This window comes from Candidatus Thiodubiliella endoseptemdiera (assembly GCF_964212635.1).
GTDB lineage: Bacteria > Pseudomonadota > Gammaproteobacteria > PS1 > Pseudothioglobaceae > Thiodubiliella > Thiodubiliella endoseptemdiera.
Genome location: NZ_OZ156463.1, coordinates 1,710,380 through 1,723,604 on the forward strand (window position 1 = coordinate 1,710,380; position 13,225 = coordinate 1,723,604).

The 13,225-nt window shown below is 37.5% G+C and carries 16 protein-coding genes; 10 read left to right on the plus strand and 6 right to left on the minus strand.

Features of this window, described 5'->3' with window-relative positions:
- The first annotated feature begins 151 nt into the window (after nt 1–151).
- From rlmD to djlA, 7 genes are read left to right on the plus strand one after another with little or no spacing between them, the layout of a single operon-like run.
- Nucleotides 152–1,468: a 23S rRNA (uracil(1939)-C(5))-methyltransferase RlmD gene (rlmD, locus tag AB8525_RS09235; RefSeq protein WP_369177533.1), complete on the plus strand. Its 1,317-nt coding sequence runs from the start codon at nt 152–154 to the stop codon at nt 1,466–1,468.
- Complete coding sequence (locus tag AB8525_RS09240) at nt 1,465–1,911, plus strand: L,D-transpeptidase family protein (RefSeq protein WP_369177535.1); 447 nt, start codon at nt 1,465–1,467, stop codon at nt 1,909–1,911. Before rlmD ends, AB8525_RS09240 begins: the two co-directional genes overlap by 4 nt.
- Entirely contained in the window at nt 1,908–2,309 is a 402-nt protein-coding gene (locus AB8525_RS09245; protein WP_369151194.1) for a rhodanese-like domain-containing protein, read from the plus strand. The genes AB8525_RS09240 and AB8525_RS09245 overlap by 4 nt, the downstream gene beginning before the upstream one ends.
- Nucleotides 2,310–3,665, plus strand: coding sequence for an AmpG family muropeptide MFS transporter (locus AB8525_RS09250; RefSeq protein ID WP_369177537.1), 1,356 nt, complete (start codon nt 2,310–2,312; stop codon nt 3,663–3,665).
- Between the two features lie 11 nt (nt 3,666–3,676).
- Nucleotides 3,677–4,657 (plus strand): beta-N-acetylhexosaminidase, encoded by a 981-nt coding sequence (gene nagZ, locus AB8525_RS09255; protein ID WP_369177539.1) that lies wholly within the window; start codon nt 3,677–3,679, stop codon nt 4,655–4,657.
- On the plus strand, nt 4,654–4,932 hold the full coding sequence (locus AB8525_RS09260; protein WP_369177541.1) for a hypothetical protein: 279 nt from the start codon (nt 4,654–4,656) through the stop codon (nt 4,930–4,932). The genes nagZ and AB8525_RS09260 overlap by 4 nt, the downstream gene beginning before the upstream one ends.
- On the plus strand, nt 4,933–5,664 hold the full coding sequence (gene djlA / locus AB8525_RS09265) for a co-chaperone DjlA (RefSeq protein ID WP_369151201.1): 732 nt from the start codon (nt 4,933–4,935) through the stop codon (nt 5,662–5,664).
- Between the two features lie 3 nt (nt 5,665–5,667).
- On the opposite strand, the gene uvrD is transcribed toward djlA, so the two are convergent.
- Nucleotides 5,668–7,833, minus strand: coding sequence for a DNA helicase II (gene uvrD, locus AB8525_RS09270; protein WP_369177543.1), 2,166 nt, complete (start codon nt 7,831–7,833; stop codon nt 5,668–5,670).
- Between the two features lie 128 nt (nt 7,834–7,961).
- Between uvrD and AB8525_RS09275 the strand changes: the two genes are divergently transcribed.
- Both AB8525_RS09275 and AB8525_RS09280 read left to right on the plus strand, forming a co-directional pair.
- Nucleotides 7,962–8,147 carry a hypothetical protein gene (locus AB8525_RS09275; RefSeq protein ID WP_369151204.1) on the plus strand — a complete coding sequence of 62 codons (186 nt, stop codon included), beginning with the start codon at nt 7,962–7,964 and terminating at the stop codon, nt 8,145–8,147.
- 54 nt (nt 8,148–8,201) lie between these two features.
- On the plus strand, nt 8,202–9,143 hold the full coding sequence (locus AB8525_RS09280; RefSeq protein WP_369177545.1) for a KamA family radical SAM protein: 942 nt from the start codon (nt 8,202–8,204) through the stop codon (nt 9,141–9,143).
- Here AB8525_RS09280 and AB8525_RS09285 read toward each other — a convergent pair.
- Nucleotides 9,136–9,636, minus strand: coding sequence for a TlpA family protein disulfide reductase (locus AB8525_RS09285; RefSeq protein ID WP_369177547.1), 501 nt, complete (start codon nt 9,634–9,636; stop codon nt 9,136–9,138). The two genes, AB8525_RS09280 and AB8525_RS09285, sit on opposite strands and share 8 nt — an antisense overlap.
- A gap of 14 nt (nt 9,637–9,650) precedes the next feature.
- Between AB8525_RS09285 and arsC the strand changes: the two genes are divergently transcribed.
- Entirely contained in the window at nt 9,651–9,998 is a 348-nt protein-coding gene (arsC, locus tag AB8525_RS09290) for an arsenate reductase (glutaredoxin) (RefSeq protein WP_369151209.1), read from the plus strand.
- On the opposite strand, the gene AB8525_RS09295 is transcribed toward arsC, so the two are convergent.
- From AB8525_RS09295 to AB8525_RS09310, 4 genes are read right to left on the minus strand one after another with little or no spacing between them, the layout of a single operon-like run.
- Nucleotides 9,991–10,149 (minus strand): hypothetical protein, encoded by a 159-nt coding sequence (locus AB8525_RS09295; protein WP_369151210.1) that lies wholly within the window; start codon nt 10,147–10,149, stop codon nt 9,991–9,993. The genes arsC and AB8525_RS09295 overlap by 8 nt on opposite strands.
- Before the next feature lie 18 nt (nt 10,150–10,167).
- On the minus strand, nt 10,168–11,436 hold the full coding sequence (locus AB8525_RS09300; RefSeq protein WP_369177548.1) for a DUF1302 family protein: 1,269 nt from the start codon (nt 11,434–11,436) through the stop codon (nt 10,168–10,170).
- Nucleotides 11,437–12,231 (minus strand): outer membrane lipoprotein-sorting protein, encoded by a 795-nt coding sequence (locus AB8525_RS09305; RefSeq protein WP_369177550.1) that lies wholly within the window; start codon nt 12,229–12,231, stop codon nt 11,437–11,439.
- Between the two features lie 4 nt (nt 12,232–12,235).
- Nucleotides 12,236–13,219: a Fic family protein gene (locus AB8525_RS09310; RefSeq protein WP_369177552.1), complete on the minus strand. Its 984-nt coding sequence runs from the start codon at nt 13,217–13,219 to the stop codon at nt 12,236–12,238.
- Nucleotides 13,220–13,225: the final 6 nt, after the last annotated feature.

Below are 13,225 nucleotides of genomic sequence, written 5' to 3' on the forward strand. Positions count from 1 at the left end.
ATTTTTGGTTTGCGGTTGAGGAGATGTAAAATTGTAGAATTAAGAATTAAGCACTTAAAGAGCAAAAAATTGTTTTAATGTCGGTTTATTCTAAATCTCAAAAAGACAATGTAATCGGTGCAGAATTACAATCTATTTTAGGGGGGTATAAATGGGCAGAAGAAGAAAATTAAAACCTAAAATTTACGAATTAGAGATTGAATCGCTTTCTCACGAAGGGCGAGGCATTGCGCATTTAGAGGAAAAAGTGATTTTTGTGAGTGGTGCATTACCGGGTGAAAAAGTGATTGCGGAACGGGCTTTTTCGCGTGCTAAATTTGAAGAAGCAGATGTGAGTGAAGTGCTGGTTGCATCACCTAAGCGTATTACACCAAAGTGTGCAGTGTTTGGTATTTGTGGGGGGTGTTCATTCCAACATTTATCCAGTGCAGACCAAATTGATGCCAAAGGCAAATGGCTAAAAGATGCATTCGAACAGCAAGCCAAAACTGAGCCAAAAAATTGGCTTGAACCTTTACAAGTGCAAGATTGGGGTTATCGGCGTAAGGCGCGTTTGGGGGTGCGTTTTGTGGCTAAAAAAGATAAAGTATTAGTGGGTTTTCGAGAAAAAAAATCAGGCTGGATTGCGAATATGGATAGGTGTGAAGTCTTACATCCTTCAATTGGTGAACATTTGGTGGCGTTAGGTAGTGCAATAGAAAAACTTTCAATCAAATCACAAGTGCCACAATTAGAGGTTGCCGTTGCTGAAAATAATACGGTACTCATTCTGAGGCATCTTGAGCCGTTAAGTGTAAAAGATGGGCAAATATTATTGGATTGTGCCAGTGATTTGGGCATTTCGTTTTATACCCAAAGTGGTGGCGAAGAGACGGTGAAACCGTTGGGCGAGCCAGTCGTTTTGACTTATTCGCACCCTAAGTACAATATTGAAATGGCGTTTTTGCCCACAGATTTTACTCAAGTGAATTTCAAATTGAATCAAAAGATGGTGTCATTGGCGATTGATTTGCTTGCTCTTAATAACAACGATGAAGTGATTGATTTGTTTTGTGGTTTGGGTAACTTCACTTTGCCGATGGCGCGTTATGCAAAATATGTGGTCGGTATTGAAGGTGACAGTGGGCTGATTGAACGAGCCAAGGAAAATGCACAGAGAAATGATATTCAAAATGTGGATTTTTATAAGGCAGATTTATTTAAGGAAGTGGCGGGTTTTGAATGGTTTAGAGGCAAAAAATACAATAAAGCACTGATTGACCCCGCCCGTTCAGGGGCGATTGAAATTGTGGAACTATTACCCAAACTTGGTGTTGAACGCTTGGTCTATGTGTCGTGTAATCCTGCGACTTTGGCACGAGATACCGAAAAATTAATTGAGATGGGTTACACACTAGAAACCGCAGGAGTGATGGATATGTTTCCGCAAACTGCCCATGTTGAATCGATTGCGTTGTTTACAAAATGATAGAAATTAATATTGACAATCAAACCTTGAAGTTTGCAGATAAAACTTATTCGATTAGCAGTGCCAAAAATGGTATTGGTGAAATAGAAGGCTCATTTTGCACGCCAACGGGGAGATTTAAAATTGCTGAGAAAATTGGTGGGGAGCTTGAAGCGGGGGCAGTGTTGGTTGGTAGGGTGCCAACGGGGGAGGTTTTTTCACCAGCATTATTGCATGAGAATCCTGATAGAGATTGGATTTTGACACGAATTCTTTGGTTAGAAGGCGTTGAAATACATAATCAAAATACTAAAGAGCGTTATATTTATATCCACGGCACGCCTGACGAAGTGCCGATGGGCGTGCCAGGTTCAAAGGGCTGTATTCGGATGCGTAATCAGGCGTTGATTGCGATGTTTGATACGGTTGAAGTGGGCGAAGATGTGGTTATAATGGAGCAATGAGTCAATTAACGCAATATTTACCCAAAAAAGCCAGTGCGCGATTGCGCGATAATCCTGCGGCGGTTTTAATTGATGTGCGGACTGAGGCGGAGAATAAATTTGTCGGTAGACCGTTAAATCATATTTTTGTGCCTTGGGTGGATGAGCCAGATTGGGAGCCACATACAGATGAATTTATTGCAGCAGTTAAGCGTTTTGGTTGTCAATTAGGGACAGAAATTATTTTAATTTGTCGTAGCGGTTATCGTTCTACCGATGCGGGGCAATGCTTGATTAGTCACGGTTTTACCAATGTTGCGCATATTGTGAGTGGATTTGAGGGTGATCTTGATGAGCATAATCAGCGTGGTAATATTAATGGCTGGCGACACGATGGAATGGAGTGGGAGCAGTGTTAAATGAATAAATTATTAGTAACTTATTTAGATAAAAGAATGTTGTTTATTTTTTTAAATGGTATTGCCAGTGGTTTTCCGTGGGTAATCATCGGTTCGGCAATGACTTTATGGCTCAAAGATGCAGGGCTGACACGCACGGCGATTGGTTTTTTCGGTTCAGTTTTTGCGGTGTATTCTATCAACTGGCTATGGGCACCTTTGTTGGACAGGGTGCAAATTCCTATACTGACTAAGCGATTTGGACAGCGTCGTTCGTGGCTTTTGGTGTTGCAAAGTTTGTTACTTTTGCTAATTATTGCTATTTCTTTTACCGACCCAAAAAACAGTTTGGTTTGGGTTAGTTTATTGGCTTTGTTGGTTGCTATTGTGTCGAGTACGCAGGATATCGTGATTGATGCCTATCGAATTGATGCGTTTAGTTTGGCAGAAAAGGACAAACTGCCTGCGACAGCAGCAATGGCAACTTCTGGCTGGTGGGTCGGTTATGGTTTTCTTGGAGCAGTGGCATTATATTTGTCCGATTTTGGACAAGATTGGTCGTCGGTTTATTTGATTATTAGCATCTTTGTGGTGGGTTTTATTTTAAATACTTTATGGCTAGATGAGCCAGAATCTCAACGAGAAGTCGTGCAAGAACAGGCACAAAAAGAGTATGAGAATTTATTGGGTGGGCACAATCTATGGCAAAAGATAAGCGCATGGTTTTTGTCCACGGCGGTTGAGCCACTCAAAGACTTCTTTGTGCGTTTTGGTAAAACGGCTTTGGTTATTTTATTATTTATTGTATTCTTTAAAATTGGCGAGGCATTTTTAGGCAGAATGTCATTGATTTTTTACAAAGAAATTGGCTTTACCACAGGTGAAATTGCCACTTATTCTAAGTTGGCAGGTTCAGTATTGACAGTTTTCTTCTCAATTCTCGCCAGTATAATTACCGTGCATTATGGGTTGGTTCGTGGACTGATGATTAGTGGTATAGCCATGGCGAGTACTAATTTAATTTTCTCTTATTTGGCGTTTGTCGGCCCAGATACCACGGTATTTGCAATGGCAATTTTGTTGGATAATTTTACCGCAGCATTTTCAACAGTTGCCTTTGTTGCCTTCATTTCCCACTTAACTAATCGTGCTTACACGGCAACACAATACGCATTAATGGCATCGGCAGGTAACTTCGGTAGGACTTTATTTGCAGGGGGTAGTGGTTGGATGGTGGATAGTTTAGAAGCCCAAGAATGGGTGGAGATGCTTGGCGGGGAATGGGTGGTTTTCTTTGCTATCACTGCTTTAATGGTTGTTCCAAGTCTGATTATGCTGACTTGGATTAGTAGAAAATTTAAACATATATTTAATTAAGGATACTAAATATGATGGGTTCAATAATGATGGATGTACTGGGTTTGACACTCACAGAAGCAGAAAAAGTACAACTTGCAAAGCCGAGTATTGGTGGTGTGATTTTATTCTCGCGTAATTTTGAAGATATTCATCAGGTGACAGCATTGATTAAGTCTATGCGTTTGGAAAATCAAAATTTATTGATTTGTATCGATCATGAAGGTGGTAGGGTGCAACGCTTTAAGGAAGGGTTTACTCATCTTCCAGCAATGGCAAAGCTCGGTGAAGCTTATGACCAAAATCCAGACTTGGCCTTGGAACAAGCACATTCTTGTGGCTATGTTTTGGCAGCGGAATTATTAGCCATTGACATCGATTTTTCTTTCGCACCTGTGCTGGATTTAGATCATGGTAACTCTTCAGTGATTGGCGATAGAGCTTTTCATTCCAATCCTGATGCGGTGGTTAAGTTGGCAGGTGCGTTAATTACAGGCATGCATGAAGCAGGGATGAAATGCGTGGGAAAACATTTCCCCGGACATGGTTTCGTAGTAGCAGATTCGCACTTAGATTTACCAATTGATGAGCGTCCGATGGAGGAAATTGCTCGGGATATGTCGATTTTTAAAGACTTGACGAATCATGGTTTAGATGCGGTGATGCCAGCACATGTGGTGTATTCTGAAGTGGATGATAAGCCAGCGGGTTTTTCATCAAAATGGATTAAAGAAATTTTGCAAGCACAACTCGGTTTTAATGGCGTGGTGTTTAGTGATGATTTATCAATGCAAGGTGCGCATTTTTACAAAGACATTGTTAAACGCGTGAAAGTATCGCTTGAAAGTGGGTGTGATATGGTGCTCATTTGTAATCACCCCGAGTTGGTGGAAAAAGTCATTGATAAAGAATGGACAGGCAGTGAAAAATTACAATCAATGAGAGGTTATCTTGCCGATGAGTATAAAATAGCGCTTGAAATTCATCAACAAGCCATTCAGGAATTATTATGAGCAAAAAAACTCCAGACTTTGAAATCCGCTTATTAAGTGCGGTCAGAAAAACCCTTATTTCTGTTGCAAAGGACACAATGACCAAGCCAGGAATGCGTCATCCACTGACAGAACAAACGCAAAAAATGATTACTGACTGTTTGGATATTGTTGTTTCCAGACAAGTGGCAATTGAAAAAGACAGCGGCACACACACCAAGATGAAACCCGTTTATACTGATGAACAAACGGTACAAAGCGTTTCCGTTGACGATTTAAAAAAGACATTAAATTAAATGATTTTTTTAGCCGCCATTTTAGGTTATTCGATTAATGGCTATATTGGGGCATTAATTGGCGTTTTGCTAGGCTGGGTAGTGAAATCCGCCATGAACGCATCTCTTACCAATAAACACAATGAAGCAACAGAGTCGTTTCTCACTTCTCTCTTTTCAATACTTGCAAAGATAGCAAAAGCAGACGGTATCATCAGCAAAGAAGAAATTGAAGCCGTTACTCGCTTTATGGGCACCATAAGGCTGAATAGTGAAGATAAAAAGACGGCTATTAACGCCTTTAGAGAAGCGTCATCTAACACAAAATCTATTTACCAATACGCCAGCCAATACAGAGCAACTGCCAGCAAAGAAATGTGTGAAATCACTTATGCCGTGCTTTGGGATGTTGCCTATTCTGATGGCACAATTCACCCAGAAGAAGAAAATATTTTAAGAGAAATACCCCGATATTTAGGTTTAAACGACAATATTTATCATAAATACAGCAACACCTCTTCAGGAAACACCCATCAAACCAGTGGCATAAATGAACATTATGAATTACTCAATTGCCACATCAACAGCACCGATAAAGAAATAAAAAGAGCTTATAGAAAAGCCATAGGTGCTTATCACCCCGATAAAATTCAATCAAAAGGATTGCCTAAAGAGTTTATGGATTTTGCCAACGAGCAGTCAAAGAAGATTAATAAGGCCTATGACAGTATTAAAAAACATCGCAGTCTTTAAAAACTAAACGAATTCTAAGTTAGCATACGAGCTAATCAACCATTTTGTTCCTGCAGTTTTGAATTTGACTTGCACTCGGGCGCTGTCGCCTTCACCTTCAAAATTAAGAATTGTGCCAAATCCAAATTTACCGTGTTTGACAGTTTTACCAATGGATAAATCACCATTTGCTTGTGGTTTGATATCTTGGTTAAAGATATCATCTTTTTTGTAATTTTCTTGAGTTGCGCCATATTTTTGTTTGATTTCATTTAGGTATTCTCTTGGGAACTCTGACAAAAATCGAGAAGGGTAGGCGTAGATGGATTGCCCGTGTAGGAAGCGTTTTATCGCGAATGAGAGCGTCAGTTTTTTCATTGAACGCGTCATACCGACATAGCATAAGCGTCTTTCTTCATCTAATAAATGTGGTTCGTCTTTGGATTGTCTTGATGGGAATAAATCTTCTTCCATCCCCGTCAAAAATACATATGGAAACTCTAAGCCTTTGGCGGAATGAATGGTCATTAATTGCACATTTTGCGTTGGTGGAGCACTGCTATCGCCACTAGAATCAAGTGATGCGAGAGAGATAAAGCCTGTAACTTCGTTCATTTCACTGTCTTCTTCGTGATTGTATTGTCCAGCAGCGGCGATGAGTTCTTCAAGGTTGGCGGTTTTACTGCCTGTTTTGTCAATTTTATCGTTAGTATAGTGAGTAACTAAACCCGATTGTTTGATTAAATAAGCCACTTTTTCAGATAAATCTAAATTTTTAGCATGGTCTTGCATTTCTTCAATGAGGTGAATAAACCCGACTAAGGCATTAGCAGCACGGGTTGGCAAGGTTGATGCTATGCTAGTAGCTGCTTGGAATAAGCTTGTTTGATTCATATTGGCAAACTCGCGTATTTTTTCAACCGTAGCATTGCCGATACCACGGGTTGGAAAATTGATAATGCGTTCAAGGGCAACGCTATCTTCGGTGTTCTCCATCAAGCGTAAATAGCAGAGGGCATCCTTAATCTCGGCACGCTCGAAAAAACGCAAACCGCCATAAATAATATAAGGCACATTGTATTTAATCAATCGTTCTTCAAATGCTCTGGACTGTGCATTTGAGCGATAAAGAATGGCGCATTGATTGGCTGGTGTGCCATCATTAATGTGTTTTTGAATTGTGCTAACGACATAATCTGCCTCATCGATTTCGGTACGCGCTTCGTATAAATTAATCAACTCACCATCGCCTGCATCCGTCCATAGCGACTTACCCATACGGTTTTTATTATGGGCAATTAGTGCATTTGAGGCATTGAGAATATTGCCTGTTGAACGATAATTTTGCTCAAGGCGAATGGTTTGAATTGGTGCAAAATCGGTTTCAAGTTTTGTGATATTTTCAATTTTTGCTCCACGCCAACCGTAAATAGATTGGTCATCATCGCCAACACAAAAGACATTATTTTTGCCATTGAACAATTGCTTAATCCATCGATATTGCACGGTATTGGTGTCTTGAAACTCATCAACTAAAATGTGCTGAAAGCGTTCTTGATAGTGCGTTAACAACGCAGGATTATTTTTTAACAATTCATAACTGCGCACCAACAATTCAGCAAAATCAATCAAGCCATTGGCATTGCAATGTTTTTCATATAAGGTAAACACTTCAAGGCTTTTCTTTACAAAATAATTGTGTCCAGCGTCAATATCGCCAGGACGAATGCCTTCATCTTTTTGCTGATTGATGAACCATTGCACCTTACGAACAGGGAATTTAGATTCATCAATCTCATTTTCTTTCATTAGTCGTTTAACAATACGATATTGGTCTTGCTGGTCAAGGATTTGAAATTGTGGGCTAAGGTTGGCTTCAGCAGCGTGAGTACGCAATAATCGGTGTGCCAAACCGTGAAAAGTCCCCACCCACATCGTCCTAATTGGGCGTCTTAATAGCATTTCAAGTCGTTCACGCATTTCCTTGGATGCTTTATTGGTAAAAGTGACTGCTAAGATAGCGTCAATATGAACATTTTTTTGCGTTACTAAATAAGCAATACGATGTGTCAATACTCGTGTCTTACCAGAGCCTGCACCTGCAAGTATCAGGGCATTCTGACCTTCTTCCAAAATTACTGATTGAGATTGATTGTCATTAAGTCCGTCGATTATTTCAGATAAATTCATATTTTTTCGTTGTATTTTATTTTTAAATGGTTATAATATTATCTTTCTCTTATATCCAATAATTTTTGTTCGATATCAGAGAGTGAAATTATAAACATTATTTAAATAAAAATTAAGGAGTATCAGTAATGACTTACTACGAAGGTGTGAAAAAAATGGAAGAAATGGGCGTAAACGACAACTATATCCAAGGTTGGGTAGCGGGTTTCTTGCATAACCCAGAGCTTGAAGAGCAGAGAATTACTGATGAATATGAGTCAGGATACGAAGATGGCAAAGAACAAACTGATGCAAACTTTGCAAATTTTTGTTAATCACTGATTAAAATATTTTTTTAAAAGCCCCGTTTTTTAGCGGGGTTTTTTATTATGGGCAATCATTGGCAATACAACACACGCAACACACTCAAAGGGGCAGACAATTGTAATGCATTTTTTAAGATGCAACAATTCCAAGATAAAAGTTTTCCTATTAAAATCCCTTTGGAATTTGCCAATTTAATTGATAAAAATAACCCCGACGATCCTTTATTAAAACAAGTTATCAGTATAAATACTCAGCATCAAGATGCTTTCAGTGCGTCGCCTTTAGCAGATGAAAGTAATTCACCTGTTGCAGGATTGATACATAAATACCCTAATCGAGTTTTATTGATTGCATCCAGAGTCTGCGCCATTCATTGCCAATATTGTTTTCGACAAAATTTTAATTACAACGAACATGATGCCGTCAGTAATTGGGCAGAAATTGAAGACTATATCCGTCAGCACACAGAAATTGATGAAGTGATATTGAGCGGTGGCGATCCACTAAGTTTGAGTGATGAAAAATTGCAATCATTGATTGATAAAATTGAGGTTATTTTACACATTAAAACCTTGCGCATTCACTCTCGTAGTGCCGTGGTAACACCGAGTAGGCTCACTCCTGATTTCATCAAAATGTTAAACAAAACCACACTCAATATGGTGATGGTGCTACACATTAATCACGCCAACGAACTCTCAAATGAGTTTGCGATAGCAATACGAAAACTCAGTAATATCAGTTTATTAAATCAATCAGTTTTACTCAAAGGGGTGAATGATTCTGTACCTGTTTTGAGCAAACTGTCATTAGGTTTATTTGATTTAGGTATTTTGCCGTATTATTTACATTTATTGGACAAGGTAAATGGTGCAGAACACTTTTTAGTCAGTGATGAAGACTCTGTCAAACTGCATAAGGAATTAAGTAAAAAACTCAGCGGTTATTTAGTGCCACGATTGGTTAGAGATGAAAATTTAGCATTTAAGACTTTGGTTACTTGACTTGAATTGCCTTTTTTAGTACTTTCATATCAATCGCACCCATATAATAATCAACCAACGCACCATCAGGTGCATACACATAAGTTGTTGGCATTCCAACCACTTCGCCAAATTTTTTGAACGCAGGTTGATTGTTACTCGTGGATAAGATAATCGGATAATTTACCATAAAAGTATCCGTAAATTCGGCAATTCTTTCTTTATCAGCATTTTCATAATCCATACCCAATATTTCCACTTTATCTGAATACTTGTTATAAAAATCCACAAAAGCAGGAATTTCTTTTAAACACGGTGGACACCAAGTTGCCCAAAAATTAACCACCAAATATTTATCTTTGACTGTGTCATTGTTATGCGTTTTTCCATTCATATCTATGACTGAAAATTTGGGCAATTGCACGGTTTTTTTGGCAAAAAGACTGTCCAACGAAATTGCTTGAACAGCACCTAAAGGTAAAATAAGAGCGAGTATAATGAGTATTTTTTTCATAATGAGTATACCAAATGAGTGCAAAAATTTATCACAATCCAAGATGTACAAAATCAAGATTGACTTTAAGTATTTTAGAAGAAAAAGGCGTGGATTTTGAAGTAATTAAATATTTAGAAAATACACCAACTGTCGAAGAGCTCAAAGCACTGATTAAAGACTTGGATATAAATGCTAGAGCCTTAATGCGGACGCACGAAGCACCCTACAAAGACAATAATTTAGCCGATGAATCACTCAGTGAAGGCGATTTAATTCAAGCAATGATTGGCAACCCAATCTTGATTGAACGCCCAATTGTGAAAACTAATAAAGGCACCGTTATTGGTCGACCGCCCGAGAATGTCTTGGCAATTATTTAAATTCTAAGAGACCTTTGCATAAATAGGGATGATTAGCAAAATGACAGATTTTATTAAATTGGAAATTTTTTAAATCCACTCCTAGCAGGGCCAAGGGTGTTTTTAAAAAGTTTGTAATTTGATGAAAGATGGCGTTTTGATGATTATTCATATTTATGCAAAGGTCTCTCTAAAAAGAATAACTGATTTTGGTGAAAATTCTATCATTGTCCTTGGTTAAATCAGCAGTAGTAGAGCCACCCATATAATCAATGATGCCACCGCTTATTGAGAGTTTATCGTCAATAGCATAATCTAGTGCAATTCGGGCAAAACCACCGGCATCACCTTGTTTACCAAATGCACCTAAAATTGCAGTTAAATCAAGAGTTTGATTAAGGTATGACTGGGTGAAACGCAATGCGTGTTGGTAGGTTTCTTGTTGGGTGAAGTTGTTAGATTGGGTGTTGATGGCAGGGTCGTAATGATTGATTTTTCTAAGTGCTAACTCATAGCCAATTGAGCCATTACTGATGCCTGTATATTCCACGCCGATTAAACTGTCAATTCTTGATTTTGTGTCATCAACGCCTGAGTATTTAATCTTGTCAAAGTAGGCGGCTTCCGTTTTGAGCAAAAAACTGTCAATCACTTGATTATAGGCAAAGCCGAACATTTTTGATTTATTATCAAATTGTAAAACGCCATTTTCAAGATAAGGTTTGTCGAGGTAAGTGTCGGCAAAATAAATGCCAAAATCATAACCAGAAAACTCGCCTGTTAGGCTGAGGGCAATGCCGGTATTTTTTAAGCCATCACTGGGTTTGTTTTCTGGCAAATCAGCACTGGTTTTAAAATCAGAACCAAATTTTGGATTTTTGCTAAAACGATTTTCGTGTAGCACAGTGGCAGAAAATTTTAAGGAATTTTGATAATAATCTAATTTGCTCATGATTCTACCAAGACGCAAATTTTTAATATCAACCAGCCCCGGTGTGCGATTGTCCAATGGGTTTAAAATATCGGTAATGCGAATAGAATCGGACTTACCCCAAACGACAATTTGTCTGCCAATTTTAAAGTCAAGATTTGAATTAATGCTGCCTTCAATATTTAATTCATTTAAATTTAACTCATTTTTATAGCCATCGGGTGTGGTTGTATAGTTGTTACTGGCATTAAATATGAAATCATGATAAGCCTTTAAATTACCACTTATTTTGGCGTTATTATCCAGTTTGTATTCAGCATTTAAGTCTGTTAGAATTTTAGCCGAAGATATATTTTTATTGTTATTTAGATTGTAATGGGATTCTAAATTAACAGTGCCATATATCGAGCCTTTTTCAGGCGGTGCAGTTTTAATGACTATTTCGTCAACATTATCATCAAACCCATCGTCAAATCCCTCCTCAGCATTTAGTGAAAAAGTGATTAAAAAAATTAGAATAAATCGCATTTACAGACCTTTTTCAATTTTACGAATACTAAACATCTCATCATCAATCGCAACATTCATTTTAATATTGCTATTATTCAAAACCGTTTTGTGTAGCATTTGTTTGCCAGATTTTGTGGTCATTGTGGTTTGTGTTGCCACCCAAATACCCTCAATTTTTTTCATTTTTCGCACATCCATATATTTCACTCGGCTAGCCTTTTTAAGATAAAACTTAGCACGAGCAAGCATATAGTTATCTTTGCGGATATATAAAATGCTTTTGGTGTAGCCAGTTTCGTCAATCACCGCTTGATTTTTTGGCAAAGATTGGATGACCCATACAGGATTTTTGCCATTTTTGCGCTTAACAACACTTTCTTTTAATAGTTTAAAATGATAATCATCAAGATTTTTATCGGTCATATCTGCATAGGAAAAATCACTACCCATAAAGGCACCATCTTTATCGCTGGCTGGAATGCGTTTGGTTTTTTTGAGTGCAGGAAGATACATCCATTGGTCATCATCTTTGTCGTCATCGCTATAATCAAAGGTTAAAAATGCCGTATTTTTAACATCACTAGGGGAAAGAAAAAAGATAGATTTGTGTTCGGTATTTTCATTAATATCTTTGGAAAAAGTGCGCATTTGGCGGATGCGTTTTTTACCGTGTTTATCAATTAAAATCATTTGCATGGTGGAAACAAGGCTGTTGCCATCATCTCTAGCATCTACTTTTTGCATAATTTCTAATCCTGTTAAAGCATTGACGCTAAAACTCAAAAATAATACAGGTAATAATAATTTTTTCATTAATTTACTCCTTGTTATTGATAATTTTCCAACTTCCTGTTTTTAGACTGCCAACTCTAATTAAAATATTTGCATTCTTTAGTTTTTCTAAATCTCTCTGTATGGTTTTATCGGTTAGTTTAAGTTTAGTTGCAATTTGCGGTATGGTTATTCTATGGTTATTTTGAATTAAATTTAGAATTTTATCTATGCGTTTTATAGGGACATTTATAGGGACATTTGTATGGACATATTTTTTATTTTTTTCGATGTTTTTTCGTATAGCATCAAGCAAAATAGTGAGCATAAACTCTATAAATTTAGTGCTATTTCCAAGACTATTGCATTCTTCTAAAGTGTCATAATATTTTTGTTGATTATCTCGCACAATACTTTCAGTGGGTATGGCGTTGAAGACAGCCCTCCAATTATATAAAATGACACTTTGCCAAAGCCTACTTATTCTACCGTTGCCATCAGAAAATGGATGAATAAATTCAAATTCATAATGAAAAACACAAGATTTTATCAATGAATGTTCGTCGCTATCTTTCAACCAGTTAAATAAATTCTGCATTAAATACTGCACATTTTTTGCAGCAGGTGCTATATGATTTCCAACCCCGACATTAACGCCTCTAAAATTTCCAGAATTTTTTAAAATACCATTCATTAAAATTTGGTGGGATTTTAACAAATCATCAAGTTCGTCAAATTTATATTGTTCCAATTCTTTATAAGCGCCAATCACACCCTCTACTTCAGCAACTTCTAACATTGTCCCTAGAACTTTTTTGCCTTCTAAAATCGCAGTAACTTTTTCTATGCCTAAAAAATTCCCCTCAATCTCCAAAGTTCCAACAAGTGTTTTTATGCGATTTTCCTTGCGTAATTTCGGTGTGATTATTTCTTTTTGGTTAATCTCAATCCTAGTTAATTCTTCACTAATTTCAGCAATTAAATGAACAATTTTTGAACTTATTATATAAGGAGGGCTTTTGATTTGCATAAGATT